Annotated in this window: 12 protein-coding genes; 1 reads left to right on the forward strand and 11 read right to left on the reverse strand. The window is 42.3% G+C overall.

From position 1 onward, the window contains the following. Window positions 1-78: 78 nt before the first annotated feature. From F6K52_RS00630 to F6K52_RS00680, 11 genes are all read right to left on the reverse strand, one after another. Window positions 79-1,596 carry an adenylate/guanylate cyclase domain-containing protein gene (locus F6K52_RS00630; RefSeq protein ID WP_293072585.1) on the reverse strand — a complete coding sequence of 506 codons (1,518 nt, stop codon included), beginning with the start codon at window positions 1,594-1,596 and terminating at the stop codon, window positions 79-81. A gap of 240 nt (window positions 1,597-1,836) precedes the next feature. Further along, entirely contained in the window at window positions 1,837-2,847 is a 1,011-nt protein-coding gene (locus F6K52_RS00635) for a chemotaxis response regulator protein-glutamate methylesterase (protein WP_293072587.1), read from the reverse strand. Window positions 2,848-3,090: 243 nt separating this feature from the next. Further along, window positions 3,091-5,646 (reverse strand): hybrid sensor histidine kinase/response regulator, encoded by a 2,556-nt coding sequence (locus tag F6K52_RS00640; RefSeq protein WP_293072589.1) that lies wholly within the window; start codon window positions 5,644-5,646, stop codon window positions 3,091-3,093. Between the two features lie 267 nt (window positions 5,647-5,913). After that, window positions 5,914-6,666, reverse strand: a complete 753-nt coding sequence (locus tag F6K52_RS00645; protein ID WP_293072590.1) for a chemotaxis protein CheW — start codon at window positions 6,664-6,666, stop codon at window positions 5,914-5,916. Between the two features lie 179 nt (window positions 6,667-6,845). Continuing rightward, complete coding sequence (locus tag F6K52_RS00650) at window positions 6,846-8,117, reverse strand: methyl-accepting chemotaxis protein (RefSeq protein ID WP_293072592.1); 1,272 nt, start codon at window positions 8,115-8,117, stop codon at window positions 6,846-6,848. A 128-nt stretch (window positions 8,118-8,245) separates the two neighbouring features. Then, the gene (locus F6K52_RS00655; RefSeq protein WP_293072594.1) at window positions 8,246-8,398 is read right to left on the reverse strand and encodes a hypothetical protein; all 153 of its coding nucleotides are present in this window, start codon (window positions 8,396-8,398) and stop codon (window positions 8,246-8,248) included. Window positions 8,399-8,652: 254 nt separating this feature from the next. Continuing rightward, window positions 8,653-10,230 carry a methyl-accepting chemotaxis protein gene (locus F6K52_RS00660; protein ID WP_293072596.1) on the reverse strand — a complete coding sequence of 526 codons (1,578 nt, stop codon included), beginning with the start codon at window positions 10,228-10,230 and terminating at the stop codon, window positions 8,653-8,655. Next, complete coding sequence (locus F6K52_RS00665; RefSeq protein ID WP_293072598.1) at window positions 10,227-11,501, reverse strand: ABC transporter substrate-binding protein; 1,275 nt, start codon at window positions 11,499-11,501, stop codon at window positions 10,227-10,229. Before F6K52_RS00665 ends, F6K52_RS00660 begins: the two co-directional genes overlap by 4 nt. 408 nt (window positions 11,502-11,909) lie before the next feature. Beyond that, window positions 11,910-13,583: a methyl-accepting chemotaxis protein gene (locus F6K52_RS00670; RefSeq protein ID WP_293072600.1), complete on the reverse strand. Its 1,674-nt coding sequence runs from the start codon at window positions 13,581-13,583 to the stop codon at window positions 11,910-11,912. A gap of 26 nt (window positions 13,584-13,609) precedes the next feature. Then, on the reverse strand, window positions 13,610-14,959 hold the full coding sequence (locus tag F6K52_RS00675; protein WP_293072602.1) for a CheR family methyltransferase: 1,350 nt from the start codon (window positions 14,957-14,959) through the stop codon (window positions 13,610-13,612). 42 nt (window positions 14,960-15,001) lie between these two features. Further along, complete coding sequence (locus tag F6K52_RS00680) at window positions 15,002-15,454, reverse strand: chemotaxis protein CheW (RefSeq protein ID WP_293072604.1); 453 nt, start codon at window positions 15,452-15,454, stop codon at window positions 15,002-15,004. Between the two features lie 1,136 nt (window positions 15,455-16,590). On the opposite strand from F6K52_RS00680, the gene F6K52_RS00685 reads away from it, so the two are divergent. After that, window positions 16,591-18,096, forward strand: a complete 1,506-nt coding sequence (locus F6K52_RS00685) for a mechanosensitive ion channel domain-containing protein (protein ID WP_293072606.1) — start codon at window positions 16,591-16,593, stop codon at window positions 18,094-18,096. Window positions 18,097-18,214 lie beyond the last annotated feature (118 nt).

Consider the following 18,214-nt stretch of genomic DNA (forward strand, 5'->3'; position numbering starts at 1 on the left):
TACTCCCTACTCCCTACTCCCTACTCCCTACTCCCTACTCCCTACTCCCTACTCCCTACTGCCATTAACCCAGATAGCTTACTTCTTGGTAAACCGCCAAACTCCATCCCAATTCTGTGGCACCCCTTGAGCCATCAACTGGTTAATTCGTTCCACATATAAGGCAGCGGTCTTATCCAAAGGATTCACCATTAACACGTGATTAAAATACTTTAAAGCCTTGTCAAATCCTTGAGTGCGATAACATTCTAAACCTTTTTCAAATTCGAGTTGTGTTTTTAACTTAAATGCCCTAACTTCCTCAGTCTCACCATCAAGCACTTCATAGATGGCAAGGGCTTCATTTCTACCTTTAACAATTGCTCGATCTAGAAACCGAATTTGATAGTGATTCCGATTGCTCAATTTCTCTAAGATTTGCTGAGAAATTAATAAAGAAACCCCATAGAACTTGGTCAAGCCTTCCAAACGAGCGGTCAAGTTAACATTATCAGAAAAAGCATCCCCCTGCATTCGGAATGTTTCTCCAACCATCCCCACCATCATGTGACCATAGTGGATGCCAATCCCTACTTGAATCGGTAAATAACCCTTGGCTTCGCGCTTTTGATTGTATTGGTGGACTTTTTTGAGCTTGGCAATTCCAGCACAGACAGCATCATCAGCGCCATCAGGGAAAACTGCCATCATGCCATCCCCTAGAAATTTGACAATAAAGCCATCGTGATTGCGAATCTCAGGACTCACACGTTTAAGATAGGCATTGACGAAGTCAAAGTTTTCCTTTGGTGTCATACTCTCAGAAATGCTAGTGAAGGAGCGAATATCACTGAACATCACCGCCATTTCTTTACTAACGTGGTCTCCTAACTGGACATGAATTACATTTTCCTTGTGCAGAAAATTAAGATATTCAAATGGGAAAAACCGAGCAAAGGAATTTTTTAGGGTTTCCAGAGTTTCATTGGCTTGAGTCAATTCTTGCTCACGGGCTTTTACAGTTTGAACCATGTGTCGGAAAACTCGTGCTAGTCGTCCTAACTCGTCGCTCCGAGCGGCTACTTCCTCCAGACTTTCTGGCTCAAATGTATCATTTTCCACAGCAGCGGCTGCTACTGTCACCTTTTCTACCTGTTTTATATACTTTGACTGGCGCAGATTTTCAGCTTTAAGACGCTCTTCAGCTTCGGTTCGTTTCAGAAAGTTCAGATAGGCTTTGGAATGGTAACGAATACGAGCAATTAGTTCTACCCGATCTGGCAGTTTTACTAAGTAATCATTTGCTCCAAATCCAAAGGCTTTAGCTTTAATTACTGGTTCTTCTTTACTTGAGAGTACAATCAGGGGAATAGGTCTAGTCGGGGAATCTTTAGAGCGCAGAAAACGCACTAACAACAAGCCATCTATCTCCGGCATGACCAAATCTTGTAGAATGACCGTTGGTTGGTACTCCTTAGCTACTTTTAAGGTTTCAGTTGGATCCTGACAATAGCGGAAGATAATATCCTTTTCCGGAGCTAACATGCGGCGGATGGCTTCGCCGATCATGGGCTGATCATCAATAAGTAGGACTTTAATTGGCTCTTGAATCACCATTTTATTTGTAATGTCCTTGTCAAGCTTTGGCTATAAATCAGCTCAGGTACAGCATAGATAAAAACCAATGGAAAACGCTAATTCTTTTAGCAGTTTATCAAATTTTGTTCAATACTATGGGAAACTGGGAAAACTATGTCATGCCAATGGTTATTAATAGTCAGATATTGTTAGTAATTATTATAAGGGAGCAGTGTTCTGCAATAAAAGTAATATTCGAATTGAGCTATATAAATTTAGCTAAGGCTTAAAAGCTAATCCCTTGATTAGGGCAGGTGCGATCGCGTCTAGGGGCAAAATTTCCACCGCCGCCTTCAACTCTGCTGCTGCTTTCGGCATCCCATAAACCACGCAAGTGCTTTTATCTTGGGCAATCGTATGCCAACCTTTAGAGCGCAACAGTTTTAGCCCTTCCGCTCCATCTCTACCCATGCCAGTTAACAATACAGCCGTGCCCTTGCGCTTCCAGTACTCGGCTACACTTTTGAAAAAAACATCCACGGAGGGGCGGTAGGGATAATTACTCGGTTTCCTGGTGTAAGTTAACCTCAAATTCGAGGTTAAACACAGGTGGTCTTTGGTTCCAGCAATCAATACTTTCCCTACTTCCGGACGGCTACCGTCAGACGCTAGTTTGACTACCAAGGGTGTCTGATTATTCAACCAGTCCACTAAACCTGAAGCAAACTGCACATCTACATGCTGGACAATCACAATTGCTGCACTGAAACTTGCTGGTATCCTCGAGAGAATCGTTGCTAGAGCCTTTGGTCCTCCAGTAGAAGCACCAATTGCGATTAAGGGCGGAAGATGGAGTTGGGAATTTCGGGCTGGGGATTTTGAATTTCGGGTGGATTTTCCAATCAGTTTACCAATGGTAGCAATTTTAGTAAGTAGTTCTTGGGCAGCGTCTGGGTTACCGCGAGTGCCCAACACTGGCAGGCTGACAGCATCTAAGGCTCCATATCGAAGGGCTTCAAATACTTTAGATGAATTCTGCTGGATGCTAGCGGTTATCACTAAAATCGCACAGGGAGAATGTTTCATGATCTGGCGAGTTGCCTCAACCCCATCTATTACTGGCATGGTCAAATTCATCAAAATTAAATCTGGGAGGTCTTTGGCACATTTGGTAATAGCTTCGGCACCATCACTAGCAACCCAAGCTACTTTATAGTCTGGAACCGCCATCAAGACACGACGCAGAGTCTCTACTGCCATCATTGAATCATTAACAATTGCTATTTTCATGTCATAAAAATGCTGATTACTTTTTTATAAGGGAGTAGGGAGTAGGGTGTAGGGTGTAGGGTGTAGGGTGTAGGGAGTAGGGAGTAGGGTGTACTTCATAAGTATGATCAACATAAGTATGATTAACGGTATACTCTATTTTAGTAATTGGTTAAGTCCACCTTACTAATTCATAAGCTTGGCTTCAAACTTTACTATTTAAAAGTAACAAGGAAGCCATCCAAACTAACCAATGAATAATCCCTACTCCCCAATTAAGTCAATCACCGCATTCAACAACGAATCATCATGGAAACTACTCTTGGTTAGATAATAATCTGCGCCAGCTTCCAAACCTTGAATACGGTCTTGTTCCCGGTCTTTATAGGAAATAATAATCACAGGGATTGATTTTAATTTATCATGGGTTTTAATATGGCTGACTAGCTCAATGCCGTTCATGCGGGGCATATCAATATCACTGATCACTAAATCATAAGGGTTGGTGCGAACAGCGTTCCAACCATCCATGCCATTAACAGCTACTTCCACCTCATAACCTTGGTTTTCCAGTAACTTACGTTCCATTTGCCGCACGGTAATGGAATCATCAACTACTAGAATTCGTTTCGGCTGTTGGATATAAGTATCATCAGTATGACCACTGACTGGGCTCAACTCGCGGCTATTGAGTAGGTTATCAATGGAGCGCACTAAATCTGACACATCCAAAATTAGAATTGGGGAACCGTCTCCCATCAAAGCAGCAGCACTGATATCCTGAACTTTGCCCAGCCTCGGATCTAATGGTCGAACCACCAAATCCCGTTCACCTAAAAATTTATCAACTACTAATCCAAAACGGTTCGATTGGTCACTGATGATCACCACTGGTAGGGTTTTAGATGTGATATAAGAGTCATCTAATTCCAACACTTGATGGGCAGCTACCAGTCCAATGTTTTCATCATTAAGGGTAAAATATTGCCGCTTTTCTACTACAGAAATTTCGGTTTTATCTACCATTACAATTTTGTCAATTCGTGCTAAAGGGAACGCATAAGGTTCACCATATATATCCACTAATAGGGTACGAATAACTGATAGAGTCAAAGGCAATTGGAAGTGGAAACTCGTTCCTTGCCCTAGTTTAGAGGTAGCTCGCAGGGTGCCACCTACCTGTTGTGACATAGTCTTGGCAATATCTAAACCAACGCCACGACCAGAAATTTCGGTTACCTGCTTAGCGGTAGAAAATCCCGGCAAAAATAGAAACTCCATCAGCTCATGTTCAGCCAGCTGCCTTGCAATGTCTGGGGTGATCATTTTTTGGCGGACAATTTTTTCCCGCAATTTCTCTGGATCTATGCCTTTGCCATCGTCAGCAACAGTAATCGATAACATCCCACCACGATGAAGGGCTTCCAGTCGCACGGTACCTTGGGCTGGTTTCCCCATTGCTACACGCTCTTGGGGAGCTTCAATACCATGGTCTACAGAGTTACGCAAAATATGAGTTAGTGGTGCTTCTAGTTTCTGTAAAATATCTCGATCTACTGCGGTAGATTTGCCGATAATTTCTAATTTAACTTGTTTATTCAGCTTTCTGGCTATATCCCGAATCATCCGAGGAAAACTCTGTACCCCATCAGCAAAAGGACGCATGTGAGACGCAATCACTTCTCGGTAAAGACGATCCGAAAGATTAGCAGTGCGACGTGCATACAGTTCTAGTTCACTCATGCGATCGCCCAAAATTTCCCGACATTCCTGTTCCTTTTGTCGAGCAACTTTAAGATATTCATACCCCACTTGATTCACCTGGGATATTGCTAAATAATCCTGTAATTTTTCCAGGATATTCGATAATTCCATTTGATGTTTCTTGAGAGTCATCAAAGAATCAGCAAATGGTTGTAGCCAATTCGCCTCCACTAAGGATTCACCGGCTAAACCCATTAAGCTATTTAAGTTTTCAGCACTGACTCGCACAACTCTCTCTTTAGCTTCCGGCTTTTTGGCACTATCCAAAGCAATCAATGGTTGCTTGGTTAAATCATTTCCTGGAGTAGATGAGGATTGATTTTCTTTGGCAGCCACTTCCGTTTGAGCCTTGTGGCTAACAGCCTGCTCCAAGGTTTGACTTTCAATCTCTATCGTGGTGTTGTCAGATTCCTGACTAGGTACTTGAGGGGGAGAATCGGTTTGAGCCTGGTGAGTTACTACCTGATCAAGATTTTGCTGATCAACAGTTTGCTCTTGAGTCTCTATGGCTGTATTCGTACTATCAAGAGTGGAAACTTCGGAAGGATAATCTATAGCGCTTAGTTTTTCCGACTTCTGTGGCTCAGAGGCATTAGGGGGAGGAGATGGAGATGGCTGCTGTGGGGAGGAGGGTGCAGATTCCGGTGCCAGAATTTTTGCGATCGCAATACTCTGATGTTCAATGGCTTGCCCATGTTCAGACAGCCATAGGTCTAAATTCATTTCACCAACTTGGCTAATTTGTTGGAGGAAATCGACACCTTGCAGCAAGACATCAATGTGATCTGCCTTGAGGGTAATGGTTTTATTCATAGCTGCCACAAAGCAATCCTCCATGGTATGAGCGATGTTAACAGCAGCATCAATTTGGACAATCCGGGCAGCACCTTTAATGGAATGGGCAGCACGCATTAGGGATTCCAATTCTTGGCTGGAGGAAGGATTACTTTCCAGAGCCAATAACTTGTCATTTAATATCGCTGCTTGGCTTTCCACCTCCATGCGGAATAAATCCAACATGGAGAAATTGCTCATATCTTGTCCGCTGTCTGTCATAGGATTTTAGAGTTTAGAGTTTAGATTGATGATCTTTTGTAAGCATTCAGCGGTCAGCGGTCAGCGGTCAGCCGTCAGTTTATTTTATTCAAAAGCTGTTCCCACCTCAAGTAGCGTGGCCACAGACATTTTGCTGAGGACTGATAACTGATAACTGATAACTGATAACTGATAACTGATAGCTGATAGCTGATAGCTGATAGCTGATAGCTGATAGCTGACGGCTGAATGCTTACGGTAGCACTTTCCACCCATCACCCCATCGGGTTACGTAATCTTACGATTTAGAGTGTAAAACAATAACTCATCGTCCAAGTAATTCACCTTTTTATCTTGCCAGTTAATTATCCATTTTGTATAAGTATATGTAGCGTTGGAAATAACCGCTGGTGCATCGAGTAATTCATTAGCATGAAACCGTTGAACAGTAAAAATTTCATCAACAGGAAAAACCCATCGGTTGCCCTCAATTTCCACAACCACCATCCGTTGATACATCACACTACTCACATTGGTTTTGGATTTTATAGTTAAGGGCTGTTGGATTTTGGATTGCTCGGAATCTGAGTTAGCAGGATTATCTTCCAAACCAAGGAGATGGCTGAGGGAAACGCACATCAGGATTTCCCCACGAATGTTCACGATTCCCAGTAATATCTCATTGCTGCGGTGGGGGATAGTGTGAATAACACAAGGCTGGGTGACTTCTTTGAATAACTTTGCAGACAATGCCAACCATTCTACTCCTAGCCGAAAGATAATTACGGATATGGTTTCCCCTAGTTGTGTCAGAGTACTTTCACCTTGCGGCACAGATTGGGAAACCAGTAAGTTAGTCCATTCATTAATGTAACCTGGAGGCGGTTCACGTTCAAGCAAGCCGCGCCCTGCTAAAGAGTAAACCGGACAGTTGCGGCAATGAATAAAGGTTTTTAATTCTGAGCAGGAGCGATCGCCTGTCACTCCGATTTGGTTCCAACAATCGTTAAAAATTGGTTTATTACTTGTTTTATATTGCATTATATTAGTTTTGGTTTGTTTAAAAATATTTTTTTTAGGTAACTAATGATAGTTTAAAACTTTAAAAACTATTTTCCCTACTCCCTACTCCCTACTCCCTACTCCCTACTCCCTACTCCCTACTCCCTGCTCCCTGTTCCCTTTAGTAAATTCCAATTTAATCCTTAATACTTCATAATTTATTGGTTAGGTAATTTCAACTTGACAATATCACTCTGGAAGCTTTGTGCTGTAGTCTCCAATTGTTCCAAAGCAGTATTCGTATCCTTAAGAGAGTATACAGTTTGTTGGGATGCAGCACTCAGTTGAGCCATCGCTTCGCTAATTTGCTGTGCTCCTAGGGATTGCTCTTCCATGCTTTGACTGACCACTTCAAACTGTGGTGTGAGGCTTTGTACCTCCTGAATCACCTGGGCAATTTGCTCACTAATATTACCCACATTTTCGACACTATTCCCCACGTCTTTGCTAAATTTATCCATTTTCATAACCCCAGTAGATACAGCAGATTGCATCTGGTTAATCATCTGTTCAATTTCTAAGGTTGCTACTGCCGTTTGGTCAGCCAGCCGACGAATTTCCCGAGCAACAACTGCAAATCCAGCGCCATACTCTCCCGCTTTCTCCGCTTCAATAGCAGCGTTAAGGGATAGTAAATTCGTCTGATCTGCTACCTTAGTAATGGTGGTTACCACGCTATTAATGTTATTAGCTTTTTCACTCATCACCCCCAATTGTTGGGAAATAGATTTGGTAGCTTCTATCAACAGACGCATACTTTTCTCCATCTGTTCTAAGTCTTTTTGACTTTGGCTAGCCCCGTGAGCAGTACGGTGAGATAGCTGAGCAACTTGATCCATAGTTTTAACTAATTCCTCAGAAGTTGCTGCAATTGTTTGGGCAGTTACTGTCACTTGGTTAGTCGAGGCTAGCTGTTCAGTTACTGTTGCTTCTAATTGCTTGCCAGAGGCAGCCATCTGTTTGGTTGATCTAGTAATTTGGAAACCAGACTGCTGCACTTTAGACATAACTGAATTAAGGTTTATGGTCATGAATTTGAGGGTTTTCAGTAACTGACCAATCTCATCATCAGAGGTGAACTCTACTTGGGGTGTGAGATTACCAGCGGATATCTCTTTGGCTATGGCGACTGCTTTGTTTAAAGAGTTGACAATATCACGGATGATAACTATCCCTAGAATTACAGCTGTCACAATGCTGATCATACAAACAGTTAAGACAATATTGATTAGGGTTTGACTGTTTCGATGTAGAGTCTGCATCTCTTGCATATGGTCTATCATATGCTCAGAATTCATGTGATCCTGTTCAGTCATCTCAGCGATGTCGGCTGATAACTTTGACAGTCCGATCCAATTGATAGCAACACTCAGCAACACAATACAACCACAAAAGCTTAGCAAGCCTATAAGTTTTGTTTGAATCTTCATCGTGATTAGGGATTAGGTATTAAGTAGTAATCTAATAATTAGAATGCCGACATAAATTTTCGGATTTTATTGGTAAAATTATGTGCATTTATAGCGGTTTGCGACTTGGTTAAGTACATATAGAAATTCTACGACTTTTGAGGTACACAATGTCTGGATTTTAGGGAACAGGGAACAGGGAACAGGGAACAGGGAATAGGGAACAGGGAATAGGGAATAGGGAATAGGGAATAGGGAATAGGGAATAGGGAATAGGGAATAGGGAATAGAGTAGTTGGCATCCAACCTAAGTTATTTATTCTTGCTAAAAAGTGGACTTTATCTTTTTTGCCCCATTTTCATAATTAACTTATCTGCAAATCGCTATATCTTTCAATAATCAATAAAATTACTATTCTAGTATGTTCAGATAATCAGTTATAAAAAAACATAGCTTCCTTCTCGTAGGTAATCTCCATTATCATCCCCTGTTCCCTGTTCCCTGTTCCCTATTACCTATTACCTAATATTTATAAGTGTTCAACCGAAGATGATATTACTGATAGACTTTAAAAACTGAAATTTCTGATTTTAATCCTTGGGCAGCATCATCTAATTGTTCTAAAGCACTATTAGTATCCCGTAAGGAGTCAGAGGTGTGCTGGGAGCATTCACTTAAGTGTTCTATGGCTACTCTGATTTCCTGTGCGCTTTCAGCTTGCTCCTCCATCCGTTGACTCACCAGCTCAAAGCGAGGGGTAATTGTCTTCACTTGCAGGATCACTTCAGCGATTTGCTCACTGATATTGCCCACATCGTCTACACTAGTACTTACTTGTTGCTTAAACTTATCCATTGCCATTACCCCAGTGGCTACAGCGGATTGCATTTCTTTGACCATGGTCTCAATTTCCAAGGTAGCCACTGCAGTCTGGTCAGCCAGCCGACGAATTTCCCGAGCAACAACGCCAAACCCAGCCCCATACTCTCCCGCTTTCTCTGCTTCAATGGCAGCGTTGAGAGATAGTAAATTGGTCTGATCCGCTACTTTGGTAATCGTGCTGACAACACTATTGATGGTATCAGCTTTGTCATGAATTACCCCTAGTTTAGCGGTAATGGCAACAGTGGCTTCAGTTAATACACCCATGGTGGTTTCCATGTGGCGGATGTTGGATTGGCTGTTGTCAGCGGCAACAGCCGTTTGTTCGGAGACACTAGCTACTTCTTTCATGGTTATAACCAATTCCGATGAGGTAGCTGCAATCTGTTGGGTTGTGGCGACAACCTGGTTAGTGGATGCGACCTGTTTGGTGATGGTTGCCTGTAGTTGTTGACCTGCAGCAGCAATTTGGGTGGTTGAGGCGGTAATCTGGATACCAGACTGCTGGACTTTACCAATTAAAGAACTCAAATTTTGGGTCATGGTACCGATGGATGCCAGTAAATCCCCGATCTCATCCTCATTTTTAGCAGGGATTTCCACTTGGGGAGTCAAATCTCCACTAGAGACTTGTTTGGCATAGTTTGAAAGTTGCGTAAGCTGGTGAGAAATTTTGTTAACCAGTAAGTAAGCCACGGCAATGCTGGCTAGAAAAATCAACGATACGATGTAGATCTGATTTAGAATAGCCGTGCGAAGTTGAGCAGTGATAATTTCTCGATCCATTCCCACATGGACATATCCAGCTACCCCAGCTAGAATCGGTGCAGATATATCGGTGAAAGTCCCCATCCCCTGAATGGCTAGATCCTTGAATTCTATCTGTTCGCTGACAGACTTAGTAGCTCGGTATTTCCCCAAGCCGATCTTCCTGACTTCCTTAGGGATGGTGGGAACAAAGGTATGGGCAACGATTTCCCCATTCTCAGCCACAATAAAGGCATAAGCAACCCCCTTAATCTCAATAAACTGGTCTATGGCTGCCTGAAGGGTTGAGGCATCTCTGTATAGGAGTAGATCGAGGCTAGACTTAGCTAAACTTTTTGCGATCGCAGTCCCTTTGCTTTTATACTCACTAGTCAGGTTTTTGTGTAGAGTCCAGCCAGATAAGGTAGATGTGGTCAGGATAACGAATCCAAACAGAATTATTTCTCCAATCAGAGTTTTTTGAAATAGCTTTGAAATCTTCATTTTGCCAACCTCTGCCAGCTGTCTAGCGGTACAAATTGACCTTGCTCAACAGTAGTGTAATAGACATTATTGAGTCCCTGATTTCTAAAAGCACTAAATGAGACTGGCGCATTAATCCCTAGGTCAAGGTTTTTGACCTTCTCAAGCGCCTGTCTGAGCCGAGCTTTTTCAACCTTATCCCCCATCATTTGTAGAATCACAACTAGGAGTTTGGCATTCAGAAACCCTTCCAGACTAACAAAGCTATACCTAAGGGGTTTGTATCCTGCCGAGCTGAAATTCCTCGGAGGCATCGGGTTATATTGATCCATCAATGCTCGATAGTCACTTACAGCAGCTAGGGAGGTGTCATTGTAACTGGGTACCACTTGCGAATTAATCAAATTTGTAGTATAATCTATACCAGTTTTAACACCAGTTTCTAGCAACAAATTCAGCAAACTCTCGCTCCCCACAAACGAGATATTAGCAATCGGCACATTCCAGCCAGCATCCCTAGCATCTCGAATAAATCCTGCACAAGCCCCATAGGAGCCAATGGAAATCACAGCGTCGGGATTGGCAGCTCTGAGAATATTTACCTGACGTTTTAGGCTCTGGGAATAGGAGGTTCCTCGACGATAGGTGGCTTCCCCAACCATAGTGAGACCATACTTAGCCAAGGCTCTCCTCACACCATCCCATCCACTTCTACCATAGGCATCAATCTGATAAAATACCGCAATTCTTCGTCTATTAATTTTGACAAAGTTATCAACTAATCCTTCGGTTTCCTGACGGTAAGAAGCTCTAAGATTAAAAGCAAATTGCTCGTAAGGTGTTTCTCTTTGGGGTTGAGCCCCTGTAAACGGAAAGAAGAGATAGGTTTGTCTTTCAATATAGTTTTTGAGCAGTGGCAGGACTCTAGTCACCGTGGGAGTGCCGACATAATCAAAGAGTAAAAATACATCATCATTTTCAATCAACTTAATGGTGTTTTTAATCGCCCTAGTGGGATTGTATCCATCATCATAGGCCTGAATCACAATTTGTTTGCCATTGATACCGCCTTGGCGATTAATATCTTCTATATAAGCCATTGAACCTCTATACAATTCAATGCCTAAACTTCTAGATGCTCCTGTAAATGCAGCAGACATTCCCAACACAATATCATCCTCTTGGCTCTTCCCTGAGAAACCTGATCCCAAAACAAGCAATAGAGATAACAATAGAGATAAAATAATTAGACTCAGAAGCTTTAACTGATTGGAAATTTGCTTGATTAACATATAGCGGTTTACGTGTAGGTTCAGTGATGGCAATTATTATACCCATGAGGTACAAATCTCTGGGGTTTAGGGAGTAGGGAGCAGGGAGCAGGGAGCAGGAACCCACCCCTAAGCCCTACCAGGAGGGTAAGGGAAGTCGGAAGTGGGAAGATTTAAAAAATAATGTGTACCTCATAGCTATGATAAACGCTATAAGTTAGGATACTGACTACTTGTTGTTATTGTAATTAGCGCGGGTGCCAAACCACTATATCCTATATCCTATGCGATCGCTATTCTTAAACTATCAGCGATCAGCATCTTTACGGTTGTCCAGAACTACTTAGATCTTCGTCTCCAGAGCCTTTTTCGTAAGTTTTCCGTGATTAAAAAGCTGAAGGCTGAAGGCTGACGGCTTACGGCTTACGTCTAAACTTGAAACACCGAAACTTCTGTTTGTAATCCTTGGGCAGTATCATCCAATCGTTCCAGAGCATTATTCGTATCTCTTAGAGAGTCAGCCGTTTGTTGTGAGGCTTCGCTTAATTGAACCATCGCCTCGCTAATTTGTTGAGCACTTTTTGATTGGTCTTCCACACTTTGATTCACCATCTCAAACCGGGGAGTCAGGCTCTGAACTTGCTCAATTACTTTAGCAATTTGTTCACTAATATTGCCGACATTTTCGACACTAGTACTGACATCCTTGCTAAATTTATCCATTTCCATCACCCCAGTTGACACCGCTGATTGCATCTCTTTTACCATGGTCTCAATTTCTAGGGTAGCCACTGCCGTTTGGTCAGCTAGCCGCCGAATTTCCCGAGCCACAACCGCAAAACCAGCCCCATACTCTCCTGCTTTCTCCGCTTCAATGGCAGCGTTGAGGGATAGTAAATTAGTCTGATCGGCTACTTTAGTAATAGTGGTGACAACACTACTGATATTATTGGCTTTTTCATTCATCACTCCCAGTTTGGCAGAAATAGAACTAGTAGCATTGGCTAAGTGACGCATGGTACTTTCCATACGCATCAGGTCTTGTTGACCATGGCTAGCGCTATCAGCAGTAATTTGAGACAGCTGAGCGACTTGCTCCATAGTTTTAACTAATTCCCCAGAGGTATTGGCAATTTCTTGAGCTGTGCTTGTCACCTCGTTGGTGGAGGCTAATTGTTCGGTCATGGTTGCTTCTAATTGCTTACCAGAGGCAGCAATTTGGGTGGTGGAGCTAGTCATTTGGATACCAGACTGTTGCACCTTATAGATCAATGAATTGAGGTTTTCAGTCATCTTTTTCAGAGATTCCAGTAATTGTCCAATCTCATCCGTTGAGGTAATTTCCACCTTGGTACTCAGATTACCAGCCGAAACTTCTTCTGCTATATCTACTGCTTTGTTTAACGAATTAACAATATCGCGGGTGACAAAATTTCCAAACCCTAGAGTCGCCCCAATGATTAAAATAAAAGCAATCAGTACGATGTTGATGGTACGTTTTTGATCTTCTTTCGCAAGATTAGCTGAGTTTTGAGATAATGTAATAGCTCGCCGCAAGAGACTCCTCATTTCTGCTTTCAGTTCTTCTGCGGAATTTTGCATCCGTTCTGCAGCAAATTCCGCTTTATCGGGTTGATTTTCAACAACTAAACTGAACGCTTCTTCAGATTTATCACCATAACGTTTATGCATTATTTTATATAACTCTAATTCAGATTGAAAATCTGACCAGTAGTTTTTTTCCTGTTCACTTAAGGCTTTTTTTATTTCACGTTGGAGAATGTTATCAACTTTTCTAAGAGCCTCCTCTACTAATCCATTCCTTCGGTTGAACTCGGCTCTGGCTTCACCAAATGTATTTCTAGCAGTAGCGCTTTCTGCATATCGGTAATTAAATCGAAAGGCTCGTTCAAAATTAACCCTCTGAGCAAGTTGACTTTCTTGCATTTCCGTCATGTGCTGGATAAGGGGAAGATCTTCTTCAGCTATCTTACCGATTTCATTTGCTAACTTTGACAGTCCTATCCAGCTAATTCCCCCCCCTAAAAGTATGGTCAAACTAGAGAAGATTAGTAGACCTAGTAGTTTAGTTGCAATTTTCATTTAATTCCAAGTAGCCCCTGTTGCTATTAACTTTTTAAGTTTTGTAGTCGTTGAATTCGCTGTCGGATTACCGTAGCTTTAGCCAGATCCCCACGATTTTCTTGAAGTAAAGCCAGATGAAAGAGTGCTTCGTAGGAATTCGGTTTCAGGTAAACTGCTTTCTGAAAGCATTGCTCAGCCTGCTCGTCATTGTCCAAGGCCTGATGGACTTCTCCGAGTAACACATAAGCCTCAGCACTAGTCAAATTTTGACTTAGGTAAGTTTGGCACAGTGTCACCGCTTCCTCCAAACTTCCTTGATTGGCTAATCTCCTGGCTTTTTCAAGCAAGGATTCTTGTCCCTTTTCAAGCTCCCTTTGTAAGCAGGATTGTTTGATTCCTTTAGACTGTCGATTAACAAGGGCAGAGGGGGAAGATGATCTTGTTTGGTATTCCTGGTCTTGCTCCTGGTCCTGGTTTTGCCCTTGTATTGGATACAGAGAATGGATCAGCGTCACTGGGGACTTATGACTCGGGAGTGACGATGAGGTTTCCCAATTTCTCCTGCGCCCCTGTGGAGAGTCCCTGGTCTGGGGTTGTCTAAGATCTTTCACCTTCTGATAGGCAAAAGCAAAGGGATAGCGAACTGACACAAATCGATTGGTAGTTATTACTCCTGTTTCAGCAGACCCCACAAACAGCAAACCTTTAGGCATTAATAACCGATCTAAGAGTTGTATAGCACGGAACCGGGAAGATTTATCCAAATAAATCAATAAATTGCGGCAAAATATAATGTCATAGTTGCTCTGAGCCAAGCCCAAGGGGTCTAGGATATTACCATGCTTGAAATTAACGGTATTGCGCACCAACGGACATAATTCATAACCATCTGCTGTTTGCTTAAAATAGCGTTTTTGTTGCTGTAGTTGGTTCCCCCGAAAGGAATTCCTGCTGTAGAGAGCACGTCGAGCTTTGTGCAATGCTTCCTTGCTGATATCAATAGCATCGACCCGAAACTGATTAGGAGTCAAACCCGCATCCAGCAAGGTCATAGCAATGGAGTAAGGTTCTTCTCCTGTAGAACAGGGTATACTTAACACCCGCAGGATGGGGTAGTTGGGGTTGGGCAACCACTCAGATATGACGTAACGACTCAGAAACCCAAAGGGTTTTCTGTCCCGGAAAAACCAAGTCTCTAAGACAACGACCGTTTCAATCAGTGCTTCGAGTTCTTGAGCTGAGGTTTGCAGTTGTTGCAGATACGTTTGCTGATCCGGTAAGCCACAAGCCCATCGTCTGGTTTCTATCGCTCTAGCAATCTGCCTAGAACCAATAGTACTGCCATCCAAACCGATTTTCTTTCTTAGCAAAGCCTCAATAGTCGCCTGAATCATTACTATTAGTTAGTTAGTTAGTTGTTAGTTAGTTGGTAGTTTTTAATTTTCTGCTCCAGGTAATAAGTATATCTGTTGGGACTCCGATAACAAATACTCTAGCCGAATTCGTTGGATCATGCCTTTTTCATCCATAATCATTTCTCCTAAATAAGGAGCGTCATTTATTTTTACTCCGGCATCGACCCACTCAGTATCTGGTTTGTTTAAGGTTTCTGTGATTCTTTCTGACATCAAACCGATGCAGTAATGAGTATTATTTTTGGCAACATAATTGACCATTATAATCCGCGTGCTTAAGTGGGAGCGGCTGGGAGTACCTTGAATTAAATGGCACAGATCAATAACTGGCACAATTGCACCTCGGTAGTTAAACAAACCAGCCACATAGTCAGGAGCTTGGTGTATTTTTCGGAGGTTGACTCTGGGAATTACCTCCAGGACCTGAGAACTATCCAGGGCATAAAGGTCATTTCCTACATAAAAAATCAACATTAACATCGGTTAATTCGTGGGAAAATTAGTGGGAATTGATATATAGCAAGTCTTATACCCATGAGGTAAAAATTTTTAGGTTTTAGGTTTTAGGTTTTAGGTTTTAGGTTTTAGGTTTTAGGTTTTAGGTTTTAGGTTTTAGGGAACAGGGAACAGGGAACAGGGAACAGGGAACAGGGAAAAAATAATGTGTATCTCATAGCTATGAGAAACGCTATAACGATATTTAACATCATTTAGCCTCTAAATTTCTGAGTGCTCAAACCCCTAATTAGCTTTTATTAACTAGATTATGAAGCAAATGTCAAGTAATGGTCAAAATGCTCAGGGGGTGACAAGCGCTCTTTAAAATCTTACAGGGGTGTTTGTTAATGGGGTTAGGTGAAGCGTGAAGATTGCCCAAGCGGGATGGATTGATTAAAACTATCATTGACGAAGTCTTGTTAAAAGTGCTTCAATTGCTGGCAAATACAAAGACTCCGATGCGCTCATTTTACCCAACACCTAAAACCATTAACCTAACACCTATCTAGGTTTGAGCTTTGTTGTCACCCCGTGAGGTCAAAATGTGATGATAATCATATTTTTTTCATAAAAATATGAAATTAAAGTGAAATAAATGTGAACTCAACCAGACTAATACCAAGAGGTGCGACCCCGTAATTTAATTCGCCATAGGAAAGCGCACCTTTTCGGGAAATTAGGGCTACAGATCAATTTGATCCATCTCGCCAGAGGCTAGACCGGCTTTTGCACAAGTGGCTTCGTTGGACTTGGAGCAAGCAGATTGACCCTAGCCTTCTACACGGGATCTACTGAGTATCCAAGACGTTCACTCTTAGTTCACTCTTCTAGCTAGCAGCTATAACCATTGCGATGTAATGCTTTCAGGAATAAGGCCTTGGCCTTTGGGCCACGCTGCGCGAATGGCCACGCTACGCGAAGGGTGTAGTTCGCCCCATCTTACCTGAAATCCATATCTGTCAAGGGATTTGAGCTCTTAATATTTACTTTATAAATTAGCTCTTCAGTGGTTTAATTATATTAAACTTAACAGTTGTTCGCGTAGCGTGCGCGTAGCGCATTAGCTGACCGCTGCATGGTGACAATTTGATTGAGTAATAAATAACTGAATTATGGCTGTGATTTTTGAATGGCTGAGCAAAGTCTGGAACATCGTCTCGAAAGTCTTTACCACCAAGCTGTTTCAGCTGGGCACCCAAGAGCTGTCTCTGATTATGATAGTCCAACTCATAGTAATGGCTATCATTACTTTATATATAGCTCGTAAACTGCAGGACTTGATTAAGCGTCGGGTGCTAACTCGCTTGGGGTTAGATCGTGGGACTCGCGAAGCATTGTCCTCCCTGATCGGCTATGTTCTAACTGTCATAGGATTTTTGATTGTTCTGCAAACGGCTGGGATTAACCTCAGTTCCCTAACTGTTTTTGCAGGGGCAATGGGTATTGGTTTAGGCTTCGGACTTCAGAATTTAACCGCCAACTTTATCAGTGGTCTGGCGATTCTGTTTGAAAAACCAATTAAGGTAGGAGACTATGTCAAAGTTGATGACCTGTCAGGAACTGTAGAAAAAATCTCGATTCGTTCCACCACTATCCGCACCAATGATGGGGTGTTTGTTATTGTTCCGAATACTAGTTTCCTAGAAAACAATGTGGTTAACTGGAGTTATCAAGATCCCAGAGCTCGGATCAGAATTCCTGTTGACGTTCCCGATGAAAGCGATCCAGTCATCGTCACAGAGGTACTGTTAGAAGCGGCTCGCAAAGAGCCAGAAGTTTTAGCATCTCCTCCTCCTGAAGTATATTTTAAAGGGTTTGGAGACGGCATGGATTTTGAACTCTTAGTATGGATCGACAATCCACCAAATATGGAATCAATTCAGAGTAGTTTGTATTATCTGATAGAAGAGCAACTTCGTGAGCAGGGAATCGAGCATGCCGAGCCTCAGAGAGACCTGTATATCCGAAATCTGAAGGACTTAGAATTTCTGGTACAAAAACCTCAACAAACACCTCAACAAACTAGTGGTAATAACGGCTCATATTCTCAACAAGAATCCCTCTCTAATAAAGCTGTAGCCACTACCCAAAAAAACAAAGTAAAAACAAACTCTAGAGGAAAATTGACCCTCCGGGATCTCTTGCGGCAGGTGACTTACTTTGAAAAGTGTACCGATAGCGAGCTGCGACATATAATTCAGCAAGGATATCGTCAAATGCTCAAAGCAGGGGATGTAATCTGTGAAGAAAACGACCCAGGGGATTCATTTTATATCATTTTATCTGGCTTAGTTGAAGTTTTTGTGGAATCGATGGGAAAACGGGTCGCCATCCGCAAGCCAGGGGAATTTATTGGAGAAATGTCCTTGCTTCTGGGTACCCCCCGTACGGCTACCCTTCGCACCCTAGAAGACACGATTTTGTTTGTGGTAGACCAGGAAAATTTAAAGAGTCTTTTGGAAAAGCACAAAGACTTAGCTGATCAAATTTCCGAAGAATTATTCAAACGTAAGGAGACCCTAAAGCAATTAGGAATAACGGTAGGTGACACAAAAGAGGAAAAAGAAACTGGCACCAATCAAATTCGTCAACACCTTCAATCGATATTTGGGATTTGACAGGTTTCTTGGTAATGATTTGACAGCTTGGTTTCTAAGTTTGGGTGCATCGCGCTGTATCGCTTTTGCAATTAGGCAAAAATTCTAATAAAATTCCAACACTTCCAACACTTCCAAC

This window comes from Moorena sp. SIO3H5 (assembly GCF_010692395.1).
In the GTDB taxonomy this organism is placed as follows: domain Bacteria; phylum Cyanobacteriota; class Cyanobacteriia; order Cyanobacteriales; family Coleofasciculaceae; genus Moorena.

Excerpts from the sequence above, each read along its gene's own strand:
- F6K52_RS00650 (WP_293072592.1), bottom strand. The coding sequence starts at position 8,117 with ATGAAGATTCAAACAAAACTTATAGGCTTGCTAAGCTTTTGTGGTTGT.
- F6K52_RS00685 (WP_293072606.1), top strand. The coding sequence starts at position 16,591 with ATGGCTGTGATTTTTGAATGGCTGAGCAAAGTCTGGAACATCGTCTCG.
- F6K52_RS00635 (WP_293072587.1), bottom strand. The coding sequence starts at position 2,847 with ATGAAAATAGCAATTGTTAATGATTCAATGATGGCAGTAGAGACTCTG.
- F6K52_RS00665 (WP_293072598.1), bottom strand. The coding sequence starts at position 11,501 with ATGTTAATCAAGCAAATTTCCAATCAGTTAAAGCTTCTGAGTCTAATT.
- F6K52_RS00645 (WP_293072590.1), bottom strand. The coding sequence starts at position 6,666 with ATGCAATATAAAACAAGTAATAAACCAATTTTTAACGATTGTTGGAAC.
- F6K52_RS00675 (WP_293072602.1), bottom strand. The coding sequence starts at position 14,959 with ATGATTCAGGCGACTATTGAGGCTTTGCTAAGAAAGAAAATCGGTTTG.
- F6K52_RS00655 (WP_293072594.1), bottom strand. The coding sequence starts at position 8,398 with ATGCCAACTACTCTATTCCCTATTCCCTATTCCCTATTCCCTATTCCC.
- F6K52_RS00630 (WP_293072585.1), bottom strand. The coding sequence starts at position 1,596 with ATGGTGATTCAAGAGCCAATTAAAGTCCTACTTATTGATGATCAGCCC.
- F6K52_RS00670 (WP_293072600.1), bottom strand. The coding sequence starts at position 13,583 with ATGAAAATTGCAACTAAACTACTAGGTCTACTAATCTTCTCTAGTTTG.
- F6K52_RS00640 (WP_293072589.1), bottom strand. The coding sequence starts at position 5,646 with ATGACAGACAGCGGACAAGATATGAGCAATTTCTCCATGTTGGATTTA.
- F6K52_RS00660 (WP_293072596.1), bottom strand. The coding sequence starts at position 10,230 with ATGAAGATTTCAAAGCTATTTCAAAAAACTCTGATTGGAGAAATAATT.
- F6K52_RS00680 (WP_293072604.1), bottom strand. The coding sequence starts at position 15,454 with ATGTTGATTTTTTATGTAGGAAATGACCTTTATGCCCTGGATAGTTCT.